Genomic DNA, 21,152 nt, shown 5'->3' with positions numbered 1-21,152 from the left:
CCCGGCCCCGGCCGCGCTCCGCACACCGACCGTACTCACACCGCGTCGCGCTCGACCGGGCAGCTCATACATCGCGGTCCGCCCCGGCCCCGGCCCAGCTCGCTGCCGGGGATGGTGATCACCTCGATGCCGCGCTTGCGGAGGAACGTGTTGGTGGTGACATTGCGCTCGTACGCGACGACCACCCCGGGTTCGACGGCCAGTACGTTGCAGCCGTCGTCCCACTGCTCCCGCTCCGCCGCGTGGACATCCTGGGTCGCGGTCAGCACCCGGATCGAGTCCAGGCCAAGCGCAGCCGCTATGGCCCGATGCATGTGCTCCGGCGGATGGTCGGTGACCTTGAGGTCGCTCTCTTCGGCGCCCGGCTCAATGGTGTACGAGGGCAGCATTCCCAGGCCCGCATACTGCGTGAAGGTGTCGCCGTCCACCATGGTCATCACCGTGTCCAGGTGCATGAACGCCCGGCCCTTGGGCATGTCGAGCGCCACGATCGTACGGGCCGACCCGGCCTTGAACAGGCCGCGCGCCAGCATCTCCACCGCCTGCGGCGTGGTGCGCTCGCTCATTCCGATCAGCACCGCGCCGTTGCCGATGACCAGCACATCACCGCCCTCGATGGTGGAGGGGAACGCCGCCTGCCCCTCCGACCAGACATGGAAGTCCTCGTTCGCGAACAGCGGGTGGTGCCGGTAGACGGCCTCGTAATGCACGGTCTCGTGCCAACGTGCTGGCCAGCGCATCGCGTTGATGGACACCCCGTCATACACCCAAGCCGACGTGTCGCGGGTGAACAGATGGTTGGGCAGCGGGTGGACGACAAAGTCATCCGGCTCCAGGACGTGGAAACGCACGGACACCGGCTCCGGGTGCCGCTCCAAAAACTCCCGCTTGGTCTCCCCACCGACCAGCGCCTGGGCCAGCTCCGGCGCGGACAGTTCGGCGAATGCGGCCCGCAAATGGTCCGTGGCCAGCGGCCCGTACTCCTTCTCGTCGAACACCCGGTCAAGCACCAGAGCGCGCGCCGCGGGCACCTCAAGACTCTCGGCCAGCAAGTCGCCGAAGAGATGCACCTCCACTCCGCGGTCGCGCAACACATCCGCGAACCCGTCATGCTCCTGTCTCGCCCGCCGCACCCACAGCACGTCATCGAAGAGGAGTGCGTCCTTATTGGTCGGCGTGAGCCGCTTCAGCTCCAGGTCGGGGCGGTGCAAAATGACACGGCGCAGCCGCCCGGCCTCGGAATCGACATGGAATCCCATGCCCCCATCCTCACCCGAAGCCGGGCCCCTGCACATCGGTTACGACACGCCCCGCACGCGGCGGGAGCGCTCCGCGCGTCGGAGCGCAGCGCCGGCGGTTCGCCCGCGGCCGAGCCCCGACCAGGCCCGCGCCCGTTGCGACGCCCGGGGCGGCCCTGTCGCCCCGCCCCAGCGGCGGAGCCGCACGCGACGCGGCGGCGGCGCGGCCCACCGGTCGGCGCGGTACGGTTCCCGACAGCTGTCGGGAACCGTACCGCGTGCGTACGCCGCCATCCTCGCCGCCTGTGCTCTTCAGCGCCTCGCCTTCACAGCCGCGGATCGACCGCCTCGGACTCCAGCGCGAGGACCGCGAACACGGCCTCGTGCACCCGCCACAACGGCTCTCCCTCGGCCAACCGCTCCAGTCCCTCAAGCCCCAGCGCGTACTCGCGTAGCGCGAGCGACCGCTTGTGGCCCAGGTGCCGCGCCCGCAGCCGCTCCAGGTTTTGCGGACGGGTGTACTCCGGGCCGTAGACGATCCGCAGGTACTCCCGGCCACGGCACTTGACGCCGGGCTGCACGAGCCTGCCGTTCTTGGTCCGTACGCCCGCCTCGACCGGCTTGACGACCATGCCCTCGCCGCCGGCCCCGGTCAGCTCCAGCCACCATGCGACGCCCGCCGCCACCGACGCCTCATCCTCGGTGTCCACGCAGAACCGGCGGGTGGGGGCGAGCAGCCGGTTTCCCTCCGCCTCGATGAGCCGGTCGATCAGGGCGAGTTGCCCATCGTGCGGCAGCATGGCGAGGCGACGCCCCTGCCCGGCCAGCAGCTGGAACGGCGCCAGTCGAACCCCGTCGAGGCTGCCGAGGCCGGTGGCGTCGCTCAGTGCGTCCAGGTCGTCGAGGCTGGTGGGGGCCTTGAGGTTTGGAACGTCGGCCGGGCGGCGTGTGTGAGCGGTTGCCAGCTCACCCGGCCGGCCGCGCGCCGGGTCGCCAACGGGCCAGCAGTAGCGCCGGTACGCCTCGGTGAACGCGTCCGCGTCCGCTGCGCGCTCCCGCTGCCTGCCCAGGAGTTCGGTCACCTCCAGGCCGCGGGCCGCCGCCGACTCCAAAGCGCCGAGCACGCTGGGGAACACGGCACGCGAGGCCGCGCCCACGGCCGCGTACTGGCTACGGAGCAGCCCCTCAGCCTTCAGCGACCACGGCATCAGCTCGGCGTCGATGAGCAGCCAGTCCGTGTCCAACTCCGCCCACAACCCGGCATCGCCGACAGCGGCGCTGAGCCGGCGCAGTAGCCGCTCGGTCAGTTCCGGGTCGGCGAAAAATGGCCGCCCCGTGCGGGTGTGCAGCGCGCCCGTCACGCCGGCGCTCGCGCCGAAGCGCGCACGGGCGACCTCCGCGTCCCGGCACACCAGGGCCACCGCCCGGGAGCCCATGTGCTTCTCCTGACACACCACCTGCCGTACGCCATCGGCACGGTAGGCGGCGAACGCCTCGGCCGGGTGCTCCAGGTAACCGTCTTCCTTCGACGTCGCGCATGGCGCCATGGTCGGCGGCAGATACGCCAACAGGCCCGGTTCCACGGCGAATCGACTCATCACCTCAAGCGCCGCCGCCGCGTTCTCCTCATGCACCGTGACCCGGCCCAGCTCCTTGGTCTCCACCGCGCGCCGCCCGATGACATCGCCGATGTCGAGCGGGCGGCCGTCCGCTCCCCCGGGCGCCTCGTTGGCCAGCGGCTTGACGGGCGCGTACCACACACGCTCGGCAGGCGTACTCACCAGCTCGCGCTCCGGCCAGCGCAGCGCGGTCAGCGAGCCACCGAAGACACAGCCGGTGTCGAGGCAGAGAGTCTTGTTGAGCCAACTCGCCCGCGGGACGGGCGTGTGCCCGTAAACAACGGCCGCGCTGCCCCGATAGTCCTCGGCCCACGGATAGCGCACCGGCAGGCCGAACTCGTCGGTCTCGCCCGTCGTCTCGCCGTACAGCGCGAACGAACGCACCCGACCCGACTGGCGGCCGTGGTACTTCTCCGGCAGACCGGCGTGGCAGACCACCAGCTTGCCCTCATCCAATACGTAGTGACTGACCAGCGACCGGATGAACGCGACCACCCGGGGCCGGAACTCGGGGTCGCTGACGTCCTCCTTGGCCAACTGCTCGATGGTCTCGGCGAGACCGTGTGCGTGCCGAACGGTGCTGCCGGCCAGATAGCGGGCCAGCTTGTTCTCGTGGTTGCCGGGCACGCACAGCGCCGAACCGGACTCCACCATGCCCATCACCAGGCGCAGCACGCCCGGACTGTCCGGGCCGCGATCCACGAGGTCACCGACGAAGACCGCCGTACGCCCCTGCGGGTGCGCCGCTTCCACCGCGCGCCCGCTCGCGTCACGGCGCAGCTCGTATCCGAGGTCACCGAGCAGGGTCTCCAGCTCGGAGCGGCAACCGTGGATGTCGCCGATGATGTCGAACGGCCCGGTGAGGTGCCGCAAATCGTTGTGACGCCGCTCGCGCGTGACGGTGACGGCGTCCACCTCGGCCACCCCGCGCAGCACATGCACCCCGCGGAACCCCTCGCGCTCCAGATGGCGCAGCGAACGGCGCAACTCGCGCTGGTGTCGCTGGATGACATGGCGCGGCAGCATGGCACGATCCGGCCGCCCAGCGTTGCGTTCGGCACACACGCCCTCTGGCACATCGAGCACGATCGCAACCGGCAGGACGTCGAACTCTCGGGCCAGCGCGACGAGTTGTTTACGGCTTGCGGGTTGCACATTGGTCGCATCGATCACGGTCAACCGGCCGGCCGCAAGCCGCTTGCCCGCGATGAAGTTGAGCAGTTCGAACGCGTCGGAGCTGGCGCCCTGGTCGTTCTCGTCATCGCTGACCAGCCCGCGGCAGAAGTCGGAGGAGATCACTTCGGTGGGCTTGAAGTGCCGCGCCGCGAAGGAGGACTTGCCCGAACCGGTGGCGCCGACCAACACCACAAGCGACAGATCGGGCACCGTGAGAACTCGCTCACCAGTCATGCGGTCGCCTCCTTGTCCTGCGCGCCGCCCTGCGGGGCGAGCTGAGTGGTGTTTTCGGGGGTGCTTTGGGGGGAGTTCTGGGTGGTGTTCTTGGGTGTGGGTTGTGTGGCGCTTTGGGGGGAAGTGGGTTGTGCGGCGCTTTGGGGAGTGAGTTGCGTGGCGCTTTGAGGGGTGGGCTGAGCGGTGTTGTGGAGGGTGGGCTGAGCTGGCGCCGCTACGTCGAGTGGCACGGCGCCCTCGGCCGCCTGGCCTGGCGTGGCGGCGGCCCGGCCCGCGGCTCGCCGCGTCCCGTGCACGGTGAACAGCGCGAGCTGGGTCGGCGGCCCCACCTCGGGATCGTCCGGGCCAACCGGCCGAAACTCCACGTCGTAGTCATGCCGGTGCGCGACCGACCGGGCCCAGACCCGGAACTCCTCACGGGTCCACTCGAACCGGTGGTCGGCATGCCGGACCTGGCCCGCGGGCAGGCTCTCCCAGCGCACGTTGTACTCCACGTTCGGCGTCGTCACCACCACGGTTCGGGGCCTCGCCGAGCCGAACACCGCGTAACTGAGGGCAGGCAGCCGCGGCAGATCGACATGCTCGATCACCTCGCTCAACACCGCCGCGTCGTACCCCTTCAACCTGCTGTCGGTGTACGCGAGCGAACCTTGCAGCAGCTTGATGCGGGCCGCTTGACGTTCCGAGAGTTGATCGAACCGCAGCCGCCTGGCCGCCGCGCTCAACGCGCGCTGCGACACATCGACGCCCACCAACTCCGTGTACCGCGCATCCTTCAGCAGTTCGGCAAGGAGCTGCCCCTGTCCACAGCCGAGGTCGAGCACCCGCGCCGCACCGGCCTCGCGAAAAGCGGCCACGACCGCCTCGCGCCGCCGCACGGCCAGCGGCACCGGAGCCTGCTCGGTGTCGGTGAGCTCGTCCACCGCGTTGTCCACGTCCTCGGGCTCGGCGTCATCCGCCTCGGCGAGTCGGGCCAGTTCGAGCCGCTCCAACGCGTCCTTCGTCAGTGAGCGACTACGCGCCAAGTAGCGGCTGGCAATCAGCTCATGCTCCGGGTGGCCCGCCAACCAGCCGTCACCGGACCGCAGTAGCTTGTCCACCTCGTCGGGCGCGACCCAGTAGTGCTTGGCGTCATCGAGAACCGGCAACAGCACGTAAAGCTGCCGCAACGCATCGACCAACCGCGTCTCACCCGTCAACGCCAGCCGGACGTAGCGCGAATCGCCCCACTCGGGGAACTCCTCGTCCAACGGCACCGGGGTGGCCGTCACCTCCCAACCCAGCGGTACGAACAGCCGCTCCACCAACTCCGCCCCACCGCGCGCAGGCAGTACCGGCACCTCGATGCGCAGCGGTAGCAACCGTTCCACCAACTCCGGGCGTGCCGTGCATCGCCCCTGGAGCGCACTGGAGAAGACCGTACGCAGCGCGACCGCGAGCAGCGAAGAGGCCGCATAGGGGCGGTCGTTGACGTACTGTCCGAGCGCCGCCCCGACCGCTGCCCCGGGGCGCGCGCCGCCAGCCCCCTTGCCTCGTGCCTTGCGGACCAGGGCCACCGCGTCCACCTCAAGCAGCAGCGCGGCCGTGCACCGCTCGGGCGAAGCCTCGGGGTAGAGCACATGAGCCACGCCATGTGACGTCGAGAACTGCTGCACCTTCTCGGGATGCTTGTGCAGCAAATAGCCGAGGTCGGACGCGGGTCGTTCGGGGGCACCTGTGGTGCTGAGGGTCAGGAACACATGACCGAGTATCACCCGCTCCCGCCAGATGCTCCCACCGATTTACCCGCGCTACGACGCCCCCGCTATCCCCTCTCACGCCCGTGCTGTCGCCCTTCCGCCCGTACCGCCGCGGCGAGTTCGGCGATCCGGTCGGGACCCACTCGGCAACAGCCGCCGACGAGCCGCGCCCCATCGCGCTGCCATGCACCGACCCGGGCCGCATCGAACGTAGCGCGGCCCTGCCAGTCCCCCACCGTGGCGTCCCACTCCTCCCCACTGTTCGGGTAGAGGACCACCGGCTTGCCCGCGACCAGCGCCGCCAGGCGCACCGCGGCCTCAGCATCGGCGGGCGTACTACAGTTCACCCCCACCGCGATCACCTGATCGTTGTCCGCCGCAAGCGCGAACGCACGCTCCAGCGGCTGCCCGGACCGAGTGAATCGGCCCTTGACGCTGTACGAGAGCCACACCGGCACCCCACAGTCCTCGGCCGCCCACAGCATCGCCTCTGCCTCGTCGATGTCGGGCACCGTCTCCAGCGCCAGCACATCGGGCCGTGCCCCGGCCAGCGCCGCGATGCGCGGGCGATGAAACGCCGCCAACTCCCGCACACTTAGACCGTATTGGCCCCGATACTCGCTCCCATCGGCGAGCATCGCCCCGTACGGCCCCACCCCGCCGGCAACCCACACCCCGCCCGCGTCCGCGCCAGTACCGGCGCCGACGCCAGTACCTGTGCGTCCCGCGCCGCCCGCCGCCTCGGCGCTTTCCGCCGCCGCCCGGCGGGCCAGGTGGACGCTCCGCCGAAGCAGCGCGTCCACCTGCCGTCGATCGAGGCCGCGTCGGGCGAAGCCCTCGTAACTGGCCTGATAGCTGGCGGTGATAAGCACCTGTGCGCCCGCCCGGACGTACGCCGCGTGGGCCCGCTCAATCTGCGCCGGGTCGTCCGCAAGCAGCCGAGCCGACCACAGCGCATCGGACAGATCGCAGCCCTGTGCCTCCAACTGGTGGGCGAGCCCGCCATCCAGCACAACCGTCCCGCGCGCGAGAGCCTCCGCGAGCGAGAGCGTCGAGGACTGCGCTCCCGAGGACGCAAACCCGGAAGGTGCAAACCCGGAAGGTGCAAACCCCGAAGACGGGGCCACCGAAGACGGCGGCACCGAAGGCTGAGACGCCGAAGTAGACGGCGGCGGGCCCCATGGGTCCGGTCCTTCTGCGGGCGATCCCCCGGCAGGCGGTCTGCTGGCCGTTGGGTCAGCGGGTCCAGCAGGACCAGCAGGTTCGGCGGGTTCGGCGGGTGGTTCAGCGGCGGACGTCACGGGCACTCCGTCTTCAACTGAGTTGCGACTGCACCTGGGACGAGATGAGCTCCAGATGATCGAGATCTTCGAGGTCGAGGATTTGGAGGTACACCCGGGACACGCCGATCTCCGCGTAACGACCGATCTTGTCCAGCACCTCGGCCGGCGAGCCCGCCAGCCCGTTCGCCTTGAGCTCGGCCACCTCCCGGCCGATGACGGCTGCGCGCCGGGCAACCTCATCGTCGTCCTTGCCGACGCAGGCCACCAGGGCGTTGGAGTACACCAGGTCGTCGGCCTTGCGCCCGAAAGCCTCGGCCGCCGCCCGCACTCGGCCAAACTGCCGCTCGGTGTCCTCGATCGAGGCGAAGGGGATGTTGAACTCGTCGGCGTACTGCGCCGCGAGCCGCGGGGTACGCACCGCCCCATGGCCGCCGATGAGCACCGGGACCTTCGACTGAGCCGGCTTGGGTAGCGCAGGCGAGTCGGTGAGCTGGTAATGCGTCCCGTTGTGGTTGAACGTCTGGCCAACGGGCGTCTGCCACAGCCCGGTGACGATCTCCAGTTGCTCCTCAAGCCGCCCGAACTTCTCCTTCGGGAACGGGATGCCGTACGCCCGGTGCTCCTCCTCGAACCAGCCGGAGCCAAGACCGAGCTCAACTCGCCCACCGGACATCTGGTCCACCTGCGCCACCTGAATGGCAAGCACGCCCGGCAACCGGAAGGTGCCCGCGGTCATCAGCGTGCCGAGTCGGATACGGCGAGTCTCCCGAGCGAGACCAGCCAAGGTGATCCAGGCGTCCGTGGGGCCCGGCAGCCCATCCGCACTGCCCATGCGCAGGTAGTGATCAGAACGGAAGAAGGCGTCGAAGCCCAGGTCCTCGGTCGCCTTGGCAACGGTGAGGAGGGTGTCATAGCTGGCCCCCTGCTGGGGCTCGGTGAAGATACGTAGGTCCATGGCCTCCATCCTGCCCTCTTCCCCGCATGTCACCGATGCGCCCCGACCCGTGTCAAGCTCCGCCGTCGGCATGTGGCTCGGCTTGCAGGTGTCTGGCGTGGAACGGATACGTCCGCCGCTTCGGTACACCGAGGGGGGCCTCCCCCCTCCCCTCCCCCCGCCCCGCCCCTTCGCGTCCCACGCCCCAAAGGGCCCGCCATCGCCCGGTCCCTTCCTCACGGCCCGGGCCGGGCCGGCCGGCACCCAGCCGAGCCCATGTGTCGGTACCTTGCTGCACGCCTGTGGTCGGCCGCGCTCGCCTGCATTCCGCGCGCCGGCTCTGCCGCTTAGGCCGCGCCGCCCTCCTGCCTGATGGAGAGTTCCCTCAGCATGCCGAAGATGCGGTCCCTGGACTCGTCGGCGGCGTCCACCGCCTCAACGCACTGCCAGTACAGGCCCTCCTCCGCCACGCAAGCCACCTCCACCAGGGCGATGCCGACTTCGCCGAGCAACACCCCCAGCGCCAGCAGTACGCGCCGGGGGTCGCGCACTTCCGTTAGTTGCATGGCCCGTATCGCGCCGGTGCGTAGGGCGGGGTGGCTGAGCGCGGGTCGGTTGAGCGCGCCACAGGCCCGGCCGCCTGCTTCGCTCAGCCCTTCTGCCTCCCAGCGCGCGGCCGGGGAGGCACTTCCTGCGAAGTAGTCCCCGATCACCTCCGCGAGCGCCTGTGCCTGCCACGCTTCGGCGACGATGTCCTGCACGGCAGTTGCCTGTGTCAGGGCCAGCCGGGTGGCGTCGATGAGCCGCATCGCCTCCATGTCTCGTATCCCTCTTCCGCCGCGCTGGGTTGGTTACTGGTTCGCTACCCAGAGTGATGAATGGTGGGCGGAAAAGCTAGGGGAATCTAGGAACCTGTGGACAAGAGTTGCGAGGGGAGAAAGTTCGTCACTACATAGAGTGATGATCATCTGCGGTGGGCGGAGCGTCTCGGCGCGCCGGGAAGCGCAGTTCGTTTCGTTCGATCTTGGCTGAGAGTGCCTTCAGCGGGTCGATTCCCAACGTCTCGCAGAACTGTAGGAGGTAGGCGAGGACGTCGGCCACCTCGTCTTCCACTCGTGCCGATGTCTCGGGGCCGTGCATGACCGCGGCCGACTCCTGCGGGGTCAGCCATTGGAAGATTTCCACGAGTTCGGCGGCCTCGACGCTCAGCGCCGAGGCCAGGTTCTTCGGCGTGTGGAAGCGCTGCCAGTCTCGCGCCGCCGCGAAGTCGGCGAGTCGGCGCTGCAACGCTTGCAGATTAGGATCGGGACGGGGTTCCTTGGTCACGCCCCAGGTCTACCACCGTCAGCCCGGGCACCCCGAACGCACCCTTACCCACACCAGGCGCACCGGCCGCACCTGACGTGCGAGGCACGCCAGCCGCGTCAGCCGTGCCGAATGCGCCGTATGCGCCGGGCCGTCCGCCGTCAGGGCCCGTGTCCTTCCCGCGGTCTGTCCGCTCCCCGCCCCGGGGGTTTGCGGCGCCATCGCTTCCGGCCCCGCTGCCCCCGGCAGCGCTGCCACTGCGGGCAGCGCCGCCGCGGGGGTCACCGCTGCGGGCGCCGTCGCCCGCGCCGTCGCGTACGGCCTCGGCGTCATCGTCTCGGTAGCCGTCGCGGACACCGCCGTCGTCGCCCTCGCCGCCCAGTGCTGCCGCGCGCGGAACCTCGTGCACCGCGCCCACCAGTCGGATATGCCCCCTTTCGCACATACGTCCAGCCAGTTCGAGTAACAGCCGGGCCTGGCGCTGATCCAGGCATCGATCGAAGCCATCGGCGAGCACGGTCAGGGTCTGTAGGGCCGGCAACACGTCCGCCACCGGGTCCACGTCCAACACTCCTGGCCCGGTGAGCAGCACCAGCGCCAGGGCCAGATAGCGCAGTTCCCCGTCGCCGAGCCGCTCGATGGGCATCCGGCCGTATTCCCCCAGGCCGAGCACGGCCCGCACGCCGGCGCCGGTCTGTACTCCAGCACCGCTCTGTACTCCAGCACCGGCCTGTCCACCGAGCCCACCGGCATCGCCCCGCGCACCGAACCCACCGGCGCCGCCGAACCCGCCACATTCGCCGTCCGCGCCCGCCGCGGCCTGTCCGCCCGCCGTGCCACCGGCCGGCCGGTGGCCCCCGCCGGCCCGCCCGGGTGTGCCTGGATGGCTCCCGTTACTCCCGTTACTCCCGTTGGGTCCCGCCTTCTCCACCGTCAGTTCCCTGACGGCCGGGCCAGCGCAGCCCGCACGTACCGCTGTGACCAGCGCGGCATGCCGGGTACCGCACTCCTTGCGCGTGCGGTAGAGCACGGCGGCTAGGTTGTCGCAGCCGCCCCGAAGTTGTCCGTCCGATCGCTTCGTGACGGCGCGCATGGTCTCTGGTCTCGGGTCGCAGGCGAAGACGGAGCGCAGTGCCACAACGACCTGTTCCGCAGCGGCGAGGGCGAGCCGCTGGCCCGCTGTCTTGCCTGCGATGCGCAGCGGCAGCAGCGCCGTGGCCAGCCGGTCATCGGGGAGCGGGGCGCGGGTGACGGGGACGGAGCCGGCCGTGTACCAGGCCGCTTGCACCGTGTGCCGGCTCGGGTCGCGCAGCGCCGTCTCCAGCAAGATCTCGCCCGCGCCGGACATGCGCTCGCCTACGATCCGCAGTTCGGGTTCGGCTTGTACGGCGACGTCCAGCCGCACGGGCCCGACCGGGCCGTCTACGGTGCAGCCGATGCGGAAGCCGCGGCGTCCCTGTGCATCTGGGCGGGCCTGTCGCGGCACGCAGCCGGCGGGGTCGGGGAAGACTTCGGCGAGTTGGTCGCCCGCAGCGAGCCTGGCCAGGGCCGCGTATGCCTCCAGGGCACCGGACTTTCCGCTTCCGCTGGGCCCGGTGAAGAGCGTCACCGGGCCCAGGGGAAAGACCGCGCGCCGGTGTGTCTTGTAGGCAGTGAGCCTGAGTTCCGTCACGGCGGGCCGCTGGCCTGGTGCGTTCATGGCCGGGAACGTACCGCCGATGGATTTCGCCGAACCGTTTGCTCGTCGGTGCGTTCCTACGATCGGGGGATAGTAGACCCAGTTACGGTCGTGAACGCGGGGCGCAGTTCAGGCTCGTCCACCTCGGTGCCGGCCGGGGCGAGCAGGAACACATTGGTGTCCACTCGGTGCATGCCGCTGCCGAGGCCGAAGACGACTCCGCTGGAGAAGTCGAGGATGCGCTTGGCGACGTCCGCCTCGGCGCCGCTCAGATCGAGCAGCACGGGTATCTGGGCGATCAGGTAGTCGGCGACCTCGCGCGCGTCGGCGAAGACTTGTACTCGCAGGACGACGAACTGGCGCTGGTCCTCTTCGGGCTCTTCTTCGGGGAGCGCACGGTGGTTCGGCCAGGACGGCCATGCGTTGTTGCTGCGCAGCGGGACGACTTCGGCGAGCCCCTCCCACTGTTCGTCGGTGACGTCGTGGCTGTTCACCGGTTCACCCCGCAGGTGTGCTCACTGAATATCTGCATCGGGCGATTCTAGGGATAAGCGTGTGATCCATTGGCGCACCGACACAGGTATCGGCGCAGGTAGTGACGTAGGCAACGGGATCGGAACGGGGCTGGGAGCCGGTGCGCGAGCCCCGCGCGGTGCTGAACCGGCCACCGCGCGCCGCGTCCCCCGACGCCACACGCGACCGGCTCGGCAGCCCCTCGTTCGAGCCCGACGCCATGTGGCTGGAGCCTTGAGGGCCGACCCTCGTCGGCCCTCCCCCGTTGCGCTCCAGCCACCAGCGCGGCCAACTCCCACCAGCATCCCGGCATGTTGCCTGAGCGCCTTGCGGTCGGCGACTTAGCGGCCGTGCCAGCGTGGGATGGCCCCGCGCCGGCCCCCGTACCGTCTAGCCGCCGACGCGCCGCGCCGACTCCACCCGGGACGCTCCCCCGAAGCCAAGTGACGTTCAGGGCAGCACGAGTTGGAAGAGGCGGCGGCGAGCCCCCCGTTTAGTGCTTCCCCCGACACCACCGCCTCTGCACTCCGAGCATCACATGCCAACGGGGCAAAACTCAACGCCGCGTTGAGTTTTGTCGAAACTGCGTTACTTGCCTGTCGAACAGCTACGGTGAGCCGCATGGACGACAACGGGGACGAAGCACCGCACACGACGCTGCCGCCCCCGGCTCAGGTCCGGGGGCGCAGGCGTCCTCGGCTGAGCCGAGGGGACCGCAGGGAGGTAGCGATCCTTGACAGCGTCGTCCGCCTCTTGCGCGAGCGCCCTGCGAGGAAGATCACCATTGAGGAGATCGCCAAGGGCGCCGGGCTCTCGCGTCCCTCGGTGTATTTCTACTTCGACAGCAAGCAGGCCATCATCGATGCGGCGGTGCAGCGCGTGATGGGCGGTTTGCTGACGACCGCCGCGGCCGTGGCCGGCGACGCGGACGTCACGCTGGAGGCGTCACTGGACGGACTGATCCACAACGTCCTCAACACCTGGGTGGAACACGGCTCGCTGTTTTGCGCCGCCATCGACTACGTGGGGCGTGACGCGGACGCCCGAACGGCCTGGCGGGACGGGCTGGAGGCCGGTGCGGACGAACTGGCGGCCATGCTCGAACGAGACCGCTCCCGCGGGCTGATCACACCGGGCGGTGACGCGCGGGCACTGGCCGTAGCGGCGCACTGGATGGTCGAGCGCAATTGCTACATGCTCTTCAGCCGCGAGCACTCGGCCGCCGAGGAAGACCTACTGCGCGCCACGATGGTGCTCACCGCACGCCGAGTTCTTGGCATACCCGATCCAACGACCGTGGCCTGAGCCACCTTTCCCCGACACGACACGACACGACGCGACACGACGACACGCGATACGACACGCCCCACCACTCCCCCACCACGCCGCGCCGCGCGACGCCTCCCTGAACGCGCGGGCCTACGACCCGGCCGCGGCGGGCCGCGAACCCGCAACCGTGCCGCAGCGGAGCCGCTGAGTGGCTAGCCCACAGCCGCCGTTGAGGGGACGCGGTCGGCGCGGATGACTACGAGTTCCTCTTCCGCCTGGCCGCGGTCGATCAGCCCGCGGTCCGCCAGCCACGTGGCGCGGGAGGTGAGGACCGGTCCAAAAGGCTGGTTACGGCGAGCCACGATCGACGCTTTGAGACCTGACTCGCCGAGTAGCCGCAGGGTCTGTTCCGGTTCGCACAGGGCGGAGTGGACGATGAGCATCATGCCGTCCTCGGTGAGGAGCTCCGGGGCCATGGCGCACAGCCGATCCACGTAACGGCGCCCGTCGAGGCCCGCGTTCCACGCCCTGGCCCTGCCTCGTCCCCGGTCGGCTTCGCTGGGGCAGGGGACGTACGGCGGGTTGGCGGTGATCACGTCATAGCGCTGGCTCGCCGTCAGGCAGGAGCGGAAGTCGCCGTGCTCGACGCGTATCGGTAGTCGGTTCAACCGTGCGTTGCACCGGGCGGTCAGCACCGCTCGGTAGCACGTGTCCACGGCCCGCACCCGCAGGGCGCCGAGCCTGGCCGCCGTCAGCGCGATCAAGCCGGTGCCGGTGCACACGTCCAGGACCTGGGCGCCGGTGGGCACCGACGCCCTCAACAGGGCCTCTCTGAGCAGAAAGGAATCGCCTTGCGGCCCGTACACACCCCACGTTTTCAGCAGCATCGTGTCCACCTGTCGTCTCTCCCCCGGCCTCACCGCGCCCGCGGCTGAGCCGGCTGCCGATGCGCGCACCGGCCGGCGCGCGCTCGTGTTACGCACCACCCGGCGCGCTCCTCTGTGTCTTTTAGGTCGGCATGCTGGTATCGCATTCCGACCGGTGCGCTCATGTCCTGTGCTGGCCTGCGGTTTTACGGTTCGTCACCGTGCCGCGTAAGGGGCCGATTCACAGCCGTGGCGCGTAGGGGGCCATGCCGATGATGAGGATGCGGCGCTCACCGGGCCCGGGGCCGTCGCCGAGTTGCACCGGGCCGACGTAGTGGCTGACCCGATGGTCATGGACGGCATAGCCGTCCAGCGGGTCGTTCAGGGTGAAGCGCGCATGGAGGTCATCGGGCGGCAGATCGTCGGGCTGCCGCCCGGCGCTTTCCGGCGTGGCGATGACGTTCTCGCCGCCGCTGATGTTTCCGCAGCTCACCAGGTGGGCGAAGGTGAACGTGGCGGACGAACCGCCGTCCTGGTGCAGACAGTTGGGAGACGATACGGCGATCTCTGCCGGGTCACTCACGGCCAGCTTGATCAGGTGTACGCCGATGTACAGCGGGGCCCGCTGGAGTTCCTCCAGCCACAGGGCCTGCTCGATGTCGGAGTGGATGAGGTGCTGGAGCAGCGCATTGCTTTGCAGCGCGGCGGGGATGTCGGGCAGGCGGCGCCGCATGTCCGGGTATTCCGGATTGTGGCCGTCCTGCCAGTATTCGGTGACCGAGCCGTAGGTGGCGTCCGGTGCCCCGGGGATGAAGGAGAGCTCTCGCGTCCAGGGCAGATAGACAGCGTGCGAGTAGCGGCGGAATCGGTTGGTGGTGGGGGCGTACGGGTCCGGGGGAAGCTGAGCGTAGGCGCCGGTGATCTGTGCCAGGTCGCCGGCGTGCGCGGCCAGCGACACGCCGAGGTCCTCCGCGCGGTAGCGGGCGAAGCCATGTCGCCGTAGGTCGCCCGGGCCGCCAATCGCCGCGGCGCGGGCTGACGTCAGGCTCTGCATGGTCGGGGTGTCCTCCATAGGCTCCTCCAGTGTTGCCGGGTAGGGCCGACGCCTCCCCCTCGGCATTTCCCAGTACCCCAATCCCTCCTCAGTAGACTCACACGGCCTCTGGTGGTACGTCCTGGTAGCTCCGCCATTGCGGTGAAGCAGGAACGCTCTCCTCCACTGCGCCGACCGTGGTCGTCCGCGGGCTCGCGGTGAGGCTCGTCAGGTCGTCCACCACGGCGGTCAGCCCGCCCGGGCGCCCGGCCACGGCGCGCTGGCGGTGCGCTCCGGAGCCGCGCCGCGACAGCCGCCCCAAGAATGCCGTGACCACCTCCACATCGCCATGGTCTTCCAGCGCCGGGCGCACGTGTTCGAGAAGCCGGATGCCGCGCTCCGGGGCGGGCAGGACGGCGCCGGACAGGGCGTCCACGCCGCGGCCCCACCAGCCGTCGCGGGTGGCGTACCAGTAGGCGGAGCGCAGCAGCTCGCCGCACGTCCGCGGGCCCGGGTCGCCGCTGCGTACCAGCCCGGCCGACGTCACTACCAGGGCCCTGGTGACCGCGGCGAGTGCGGCGGTGTCCGCGGGGTCGGCCGGCACGTCCATGCAGCGCACCTCCAAGGTCGGCAGCTGCGGGTGCGGCCGGATGTCCCAAAAGGGCAGCTCGGCGAACGGCATCGAGCCCGTCTCCGCCATCGCGGCAGCGGTCTGCTGGTAGTGGGCGAAGGACTCGGCGTACGGGGGTGGCCCCAGGCAGGGGAACCGGCCCCGAATCACCGAGCGCCAGCTCGCGTATCCCGTGTCCCTGCCGCCGTGGAAGGGCGAGTTCGCGCTCATTTCCACAAGGAGTGGCAGCCAGGGCCGCAGATGGTTGCCGACGAGCACGGCGAGCTCGCGGTCGGGCAGGTGCACATGGACGTGCAGCGCGCTGATGGCGTAGTCATCGATCATCGATCGGAACAGGTCCACGCTCGTCCGGTAGCGCGGGTGGTCCCCGACTACCACAGGACCCGCTCCGCCGAGCACCGGCGTGGCCGAGGGGCACACCCGCAGGCCCTCTGCCGCTGCGGCAGACGCGACGGCGGCCCGCAGCCGGATCAGCTCTTCGTGGAGCTCCGCCGGCGTTGTACAGGGCGTGGTCTTCACCTCGATCTGGTAGTCGGTGAACTCCCCGGAGACCAGGTCGCCCAGGGCCTCCGCGGCCCGTGCGACCACCCGCGGCCCGGCGGGTTCCACGGCCCGGCTGTCGGGGTGTACGAGGAAGTGCTCCTCCTCCACGCCCACCGTGGGCGGTCCTGCATGCGTGTGCGTCCCGTGTCCGGCCTTGTATCCGCTCCCGTTCATCGCCTCAGCATTGCCCGCCGTTCGCCCCCTGTCGCGACGTACGGCGCGGCAGGGCGCATCGCGTGCGAACAGCGGCATACGAGCGGGGCCGGGCCGGAGCGGGGCCGCCGTCCTGCTGCGCCACGCGTGGACGGCGCACGGCTGGGCACTCGGGGAGACTCAACTGTGTGGAGGTTGCCCATGATCCCGGTCAGGTCCGATGAACGCCCCGCTTCCGTGCCCCGGCCCCCGGTCCCTGTGCCCACCGCACGCGGCCCGCTCTCCGAGTTGGTGACGAAGGTGCTGGCGGGGCCGGCCACCGGCGGCTGCCAAGGACCGGTCGAGGCGGCGCTGGGCGATGTGGCCGGCGCCGATCCGCTCGGCGATGACCTCCAGTTGGCCCTGTACATGTGCTACGAGCTCCACTACGAGGGCTTCGCCGGCGTGGACCCGGACTGGGAGTGGCAGCCGGACCTGCTGCGGTTGCGCGGCGCACTGGAGCATGCCTTCTGTGGCTTCGTACGGGACCACGTGGCCGGCGGGACCGACCTCGATGCGGAGCTGGACGCCCTGCTCATCGAGCCGGTGGACGGCTCCGGACTCTCGCACCACCTACGGCGCGAGGGCACGTGGGAGCAGGTACGGGAGGTGTTCGCGCACCGCTCCATCTACCAGCTCAAGGAGTCGGACCCGCAGGCGTGGGTGATTCCCCGACTGTACGGGCGGGCCAAGGCCGCGCTGGTGGCAGTCGAGTACGACGAGTTCGGCGCGGGCCGGGCGGAACACGTGCACTCCCAACTCTTCGCCGACCTGATGGCCGCAGCCGACCTCGACCCCCGGTACGGGGGCTATGTGGAGGCCGTACCCGGCAGCACCCTCGCCGTGGTCAACCTCATGTCGTATCTGGGCCTGCACCGCGCACGCCGCGGCGCCATCGTGGGGCACTTCGCCGCCGGGGAGATCGCCTCGGCACCCGGCGCGAAACGCATGCTCCAGGTGCTCGACCGGCTCGACGCTCCGGCGGCATGTCGCTACTTCTACAGCGAGCACGTCGAGGCCGACGCCGTACATGAACAACTCATGCGCCGCGAGGTGATCGGCGGGCTGCTTGAGGTCCAGCCGGAACTACGCGGCGAGGTGGTCTTCGGCATTCAGGCGACGAACTTCGTGGACGGCCGCTTCAGCGCGCACATCCAGGACTGCTGGCGGCGCGGAACCACCTCGCTGCGCGGGCCGCTGCCCACTCTCGCACCCGCGCCGTAGCGTGTCAGGACGGCCCGGACGGTAGGCGCTGCGCTGGCGCGATGGGGCGGGTGCAACGCGCCAGCGCTGGGCGGGCAGCGCGATGATCCGCGAGGAGCGGGGCGCATGGGCTGCGTGGCCCGGGGGCGTACGGGGCCGTGCGGGAGCCGGCGTACGCGGCAGGACAGCGGGCACAGCGGGCTCGGGCTCAGTTCTGCGCCTCGCCTCGCTGCCGTGGCTCCTTGCGCCGGTGGCTGGTGTCGCACCAGGGGAAGGACCGGCTGCGGCGGCAGACACACAGCGCCACCTGTGGGCGGTCCGAACGCGCTATGCGGCCGTCGCCCCACTCCACCTCGACAGGGCCCTCGATCAACAGCGGGCCGTCAGGCGCGATGACGACGCGCGTGGGTCGGGCGACACGCGTGGGCTGGGCATCCTGCGGTGCGGCGCCCGATGCGGCGCTCGTGGGAGCCCCGGGGCGCGCACCGCCGCCCGCCCCATCGCTCGTACCGCCGCCCGCTCCTGCGTCTGCGTCGAACTGAGTGCCAGGCTGGGCGCCGAGCGGGGCGTCCGGCGGGGCAACGGGCTCCTCCGCCGGGATTCCGGGCCGTGGTGCGGCCGTCACCGCCCGCCACCGCCCACCGCGCTCGAACCCGCGCCGCCACCCGGGCGGCGGCAGCGCGAAGCCAAGGAGCGAGGGCGGATCGGGGAGTGATCCCGATCCGGGAAGGAAGCCGGGGCCGGACACGCGGTCGGGGCCACGAGGGACGCAAGCACACGAGGTAGCAGCACGGGCTGCGAGTACCGCGGCAGCCCTGCGCCGAAACGTCCGCCGCCCCGCCCCCAGCGGCCCGTTCACCCGCGACGTTCACTCACCGCCGATGGCCGACGAAGCGCGGCGCACGGCTTATGGCGTACGACTCACGGCGCGCGGTGCTTCGCGCGGGCGATAACTCGGTTGCCCCTGAGTTCGCCATCTGTTGCACTTCTCGACGGTGCCGGCCCACCACGGGCCGATACACCAACACACATCACGAAAAGCAACAGCAACAGCAACCAGGGAGACGGTTATGCGTTCTGCGTCCATGTCCAACCAAAGGGAAATCACCATCTCTTCGAAGGACATGACTCGTAGTGCATACGTTGAACTTGGGAATTCTCGCGCATATCGACGCCGGTAAGACCAGCCTGACCGAGCGGCTACTGCATGCGGCTGGTGTCATCGATGAGGTCGGCCGGGTCGATGACGGCAACACCCATACTGATTCGCTGACGCTGGAAAAACAGCGCGGGATCACGATCAAATCCGCGGTCGTGTCCTTCGCCATCGATGGCCTGACGGTCAATGTGGTCGATACTCCGGGGCACCCGGATTTCATCGCAGAGGTCGAACGCGTGCTGAGCGTGCTCGATGGCGCCGTGCTCGTCGTCTCCGCGGTCGAGGGCGTGCAGGCGCAAACCCGCGTGCTCATGCGGGCTCTGCGGCGGCTGCGCATCCCGACCCTGATCTTCGTCAACAAGATCGACCGACGCGGCGCACGCGAGGAGAGTGTGCTGCGCGAGTTGTCCGCGAAGCTGGCCCCTACCGTCGTTCCCATGGGCACGGTCCTTGACGCGGGCACCTGTGACGCAGCGGTGAGGCCGTACGACCTAGGCGACGTCCGTTTCGCCGCGACCCTCGTCGAAACCCTCGTCGATCACGATGACGCGCTGCTCGCCGCGTATGTGCACGATGAGTCGGCGCTCTCACCCGACCGGCTCCGCGCGGAGTTGGCCGCGCAGACCGGCCGCGCGTTGGTGCATCCGGTGTTCTTCGGCTCGGCAATCACAGGTGCGGGCGTGGCTGCGCTGACGGTTGGGATCAGGGAGTTGCTCCCCGCGGCGCGTGGTGCCGTTGACGGCCCGGTGGCCGGCAGCGTCTTCAAGGTCGAACGCGGCCCGGCCGGCGAGAAGATTGCGTATGTACGGATGTCGTCAGGCACCCTGCGCGTCCGCGACCGGCTGCGGTTCGGCGCGGCATACGAGGGCAAGGTCACCGCCATCAGCGTCTTCGACCAGGGCGCGGCCGTGCGGCGCACGACGGTGAGCGCGGGCCAGATTGGCAAGGTGTGGGGGCTCAGCAAGGTTCGCATCGGTGACGCGATCGACGCGGCTGCGGGAGATACGGGGCGCCCGAGCGCAGGCGCGCGGGATGCCCAGCCTGCTCCCGGCATACGTAACCAGCACTTCGCGCCGCCCAGCCTGGAGACGGTGATCTCCCCGCGCTGCGCCACCGACCGGCCTGCCCTTCATCTCGCGCTCACTCAACTCGCCGAGCAGGACCCGCTGATCAATCTTCGACAAGACGAGGTCCGACAGGAACTCTTTCTCTCGCTCTACGGCGAGGTACAGAAGGAGGTCATCGAGGCGACGTTGGCGGATGAGTACGGCATCAAGGTCGCCTTCCGTGCGACCACCACGATTCACACGGAACGCGTGCTCGGCACGGGCTCAGCTGTGGAAGTAATGCACAAGGAGCCCAATGCGTTTCTCGCCACTGTCGGGCTGCGCATTGAACCGGCGCCGGTTGGTTCCGGGGTGGGATTCCGGCTTGAGGTGGAGCTCGGGTCCATGCCGTACGCCTTCATCAAGGCAGTTGAGGACACCGTTCGACAAACCCTGCAACAAGGGCTGCACGGTTGGGAGGTAGCCGATTGTGTGGTCACCCTGACGCATTCTGGTTACGCGGCTCGGCAAAGCAACGCCCACGCGGTTTTCGATAAGAGCATGTCGAGTACCGCTGGCGACTTCCGTCAGCTGACGCCGCTGGTGCTGATGGCCGCACTGCGCCAGGCGGGCACCCGGGTGTACGAGCCGATGCACCGTTTCCGGCTGGAGGCTCCCGCCGACGCGGTCGGGGTGCTGTTGCCCCTTCTCGCGCGGCTCGGCGCCCTTCCGCGCCCCCCTGCCGTGGGCGATGCGTCCTGTCTGCTGGAGGGTGACATTCCGGCCGCGTCGGTGCACGCGCTGGAGCAGCGGTTGACCGGCCTTACCCGCGGCGAGGGCGTACTGGAATCCGCGTTCGACAGCTACCAGCCGGTCCGTGGAACGGTCCCGATCCGAGAGCGCACCGATCACCATCCGCTCGATCGCAAGGAATACCTACGACGCGTCATGCGAGGAGTTGCCGGGCATGGCCCGCAGGTGTGAGACGAGCGAGCCAGGCAGTTGAAACGACTGGGGCGAGTGGGGCGAAATGAGCCAGAGGAGACAAAAACGAACGCATGCGACACTTCGAGGTGCGTAAATCAGTCCTTTCAAGGGCTATATGGGCGTAACTTCGCGCGGTATCCGGCCGTTGATCCGGACATGAAGATGCTCGACATGTTCACCGTGGCATCTGTGGTCGCAGGTGCCGTCACAGCAGTGGGCGCTCCGTTGGTTCAGAGCGACCTGCCCGGGACCGAATGGAGCAAAGCGCTGAGCCGTACCGACGCGCTCGGTGACCTCAACCACCACCCGGCCGAAGACTCTTCCTTCACCGAGGCCAACCCCTCATCCGCTGCCCCGAGCAACGCCTAACGGCGCGGGGCCCGAGTTCGCCGGGGTGGGGGGGGGGGGGGGGGCCCCCCCCCCCCCCCCGCGGGGGGTGCCCCCCCCCCCCCCCCCCCCGGGGGGGCCCCCCCCCCCGGCCCCGGGGCCCGCCCCGGGCCCGGC

At 69.9% G+C, this 21,152-nt stretch carries 17 protein-coding genes; 4 read left to right on the top strand and 13 right to left on the bottom strand.

The window, feature by feature from the left end; genetic code table 11:
* Positions 1–35: 35 nt before the first annotated feature.
* The 9 genes from FHS42_RS33515 to FHS42_RS33475 form a co-directional block, all read right to left on the bottom strand.
* Complete coding sequence (locus tag FHS42_RS33515) at positions 36–1,259, bottom strand: arginine deiminase (protein WP_184579640.1); 1,224 nt, start codon at positions 1,257–1,259, stop codon at positions 36–38.
* 305 nt (positions 1,260–1,564) lie between these two features.
* Positions 1,565–4,267 carry a polynucleotide kinase-phosphatase gene (locus FHS42_RS33510; protein ID WP_184579638.1) on the bottom strand — a complete coding sequence of 901 codons (2,703 nt, stop codon included), beginning with the start codon at positions 4,265–4,267 and terminating at the stop codon, positions 1,565–1,567.
* Positions 4,264–6,006: a 3' terminal RNA ribose 2'-O-methyltransferase Hen1 gene (locus tag FHS42_RS33505; protein ID WP_184579637.1), complete on the bottom strand. Its 1,743-nt coding sequence runs from the start codon at positions 6,004–6,006 to the stop codon at positions 4,264–4,266. Before FHS42_RS33505 ends, FHS42_RS33510 begins: the two co-directional genes overlap by 4 nt.
* A gap of 65 nt (positions 6,007–6,071) precedes the next feature.
* A complete protein-coding gene (mmuM, locus tag FHS42_RS33500; protein ID WP_376772776.1) occupies positions 6,072–7,019 on the bottom strand; it encodes a homocysteine S-methyltransferase in 948 nt (315 codons plus the stop codon).
* Between the two features lie 301 nt (positions 7,020–7,320).
* Positions 7,321–8,244 (bottom strand): LLM class F420-dependent oxidoreductase, encoded by a 924-nt coding sequence (locus tag FHS42_RS33495; RefSeq protein WP_184579632.1) that lies wholly within the window; start codon positions 8,242–8,244, stop codon positions 7,321–7,323.
* A 326-nt stretch (positions 8,245–8,570) separates the two neighbouring features.
* Positions 8,571–9,041 carry a DUF6099 family protein gene (locus FHS42_RS33490; RefSeq protein WP_184579630.1) on the bottom strand — a complete coding sequence of 157 codons (471 nt, stop codon included), beginning with the start codon at positions 9,039–9,041 and terminating at the stop codon, positions 8,571–8,573.
* A 130-nt stretch (positions 9,042–9,171) separates the two neighbouring features.
* Positions 9,172–9,549, bottom strand: coding sequence for a nucleotide pyrophosphohydrolase (locus tag FHS42_RS33485; RefSeq protein ID WP_184579628.1), 378 nt, complete (start codon positions 9,547–9,549; stop codon positions 9,172–9,174).
* Positions 9,521–11,227: an AAA family ATPase gene (locus tag FHS42_RS33480; protein WP_246495782.1), complete on the bottom strand. Its 1,707-nt coding sequence runs from the start codon at positions 11,225–11,227 to the stop codon at positions 9,521–9,523. The genes FHS42_RS33485 and FHS42_RS33480 overlap by 29 nt, the downstream gene beginning before the upstream one ends.
* Before the next feature lie 56 nt (positions 11,228–11,283).
* Positions 11,284–11,700, bottom strand: a complete 417-nt coding sequence (locus tag FHS42_RS33475; RefSeq protein WP_184579626.1) for a cell division protein SepF — start codon at positions 11,698–11,700, stop codon at positions 11,284–11,286.
* A 640-nt stretch (positions 11,701–12,340) separates the two neighbouring features.
* Here FHS42_RS33475 and FHS42_RS33470 point away from each other — a divergent pair.
* On the top strand, positions 12,341–13,024 hold the full coding sequence (locus FHS42_RS33470) for a TetR/AcrR family transcriptional regulator (protein WP_184579624.1): 684 nt from the start codon (positions 12,341–12,343) through the stop codon (positions 13,022–13,024).
* A 176-nt stretch (positions 13,025–13,200) separates the two neighbouring features.
* Here FHS42_RS33470 and FHS42_RS33465 read toward each other — a convergent pair whose 3' ends face one another.
* The 3 genes from FHS42_RS33465 to FHS42_RS33455 all read right to left on the bottom strand — a co-directional run bounded on the left by FHS42_RS33465 (position 13,201) and on the right by FHS42_RS33455 (position 16,235).
* The gene (locus FHS42_RS33465; protein ID WP_184579622.1) at positions 13,201–13,875 is read right to left on the bottom strand and encodes a HemK2/MTQ2 family protein methyltransferase; all 675 of its coding nucleotides are present in this window, start codon (positions 13,873–13,875) and stop codon (positions 13,201–13,203) included.
* 220 nt (positions 13,876–14,095) lie between these two features.
* Positions 14,096–14,926, bottom strand: coding sequence for a 2OG-Fe dioxygenase family protein (locus FHS42_RS33460; RefSeq protein WP_246495780.1), 831 nt, complete (start codon positions 14,924–14,926; stop codon positions 14,096–14,098).
* A gap of 79 nt (positions 14,927–15,005) precedes the next feature.
* On the bottom strand, positions 15,006–16,235 hold the full coding sequence (locus FHS42_RS33455; RefSeq protein WP_184579620.1) for a carboxylate-amine ligase: 1,230 nt from the start codon (positions 16,233–16,235) through the stop codon (positions 15,006–15,008).
* 180 nt (positions 16,236–16,415) lie between these two features.
* Here FHS42_RS33455 and FHS42_RS33450 point away from each other — a divergent pair, with 180 nt between their 5' ends.
* Positions 16,416–17,477 carry an iron-containing redox enzyme family protein gene (locus FHS42_RS33450; RefSeq protein WP_184579618.1) on the top strand — a complete coding sequence of 354 codons (1,062 nt, stop codon included), beginning with the start codon at positions 16,416–16,418 and terminating at the stop codon, positions 17,475–17,477.
* A 187-nt stretch (positions 17,478–17,664) separates the two neighbouring features.
* Here the strand turns inward: FHS42_RS33450 and FHS42_RS38860 are convergent, their stop codons facing one another.
* Positions 17,665–18,081, bottom strand: a complete 417-nt coding sequence (locus tag FHS42_RS38860; protein ID WP_312867150.1) for a CDGSH iron-sulfur domain-containing protein — start codon at positions 18,079–18,081, stop codon at positions 17,665–17,667.
* A 509-nt stretch (positions 18,082–18,590) separates the two neighbouring features.
* Between FHS42_RS38860 and FHS42_RS33440 the strand changes: the two genes are divergently transcribed.
* Positions 18,591–20,645 (top strand): elongation factor G, encoded by a 2,055-nt coding sequence (locus FHS42_RS33440; RefSeq protein WP_184579616.1) that lies wholly within the window; start codon positions 18,591–18,593, stop codon positions 20,643–20,645.
* A 159-nt stretch (positions 20,646–20,804) separates the two neighbouring features.
* Positions 20,805–21,017 (top strand): hypothetical protein, encoded by a 213-nt coding sequence (locus FHS42_RS33435; RefSeq protein WP_184579614.1) that lies wholly within the window; start codon positions 20,805–20,807, stop codon positions 21,015–21,017.
* Positions 21,018–21,152 lie beyond the last annotated feature (135 nt).

The sequence above is a fragment of the Streptomyces zagrosensis genome, from assembly GCF_014203645.1.
Classification (GTDB): Bacteria; Actinomycetota; Actinomycetes; order Streptomycetales; family Streptomycetaceae; genus Streptomyces; species Streptomyces zagrosensis.
Note: the sequence above shows the minus strand (reverse complement) of the source record. Positions and strands in the feature narration are given on the sequence as shown.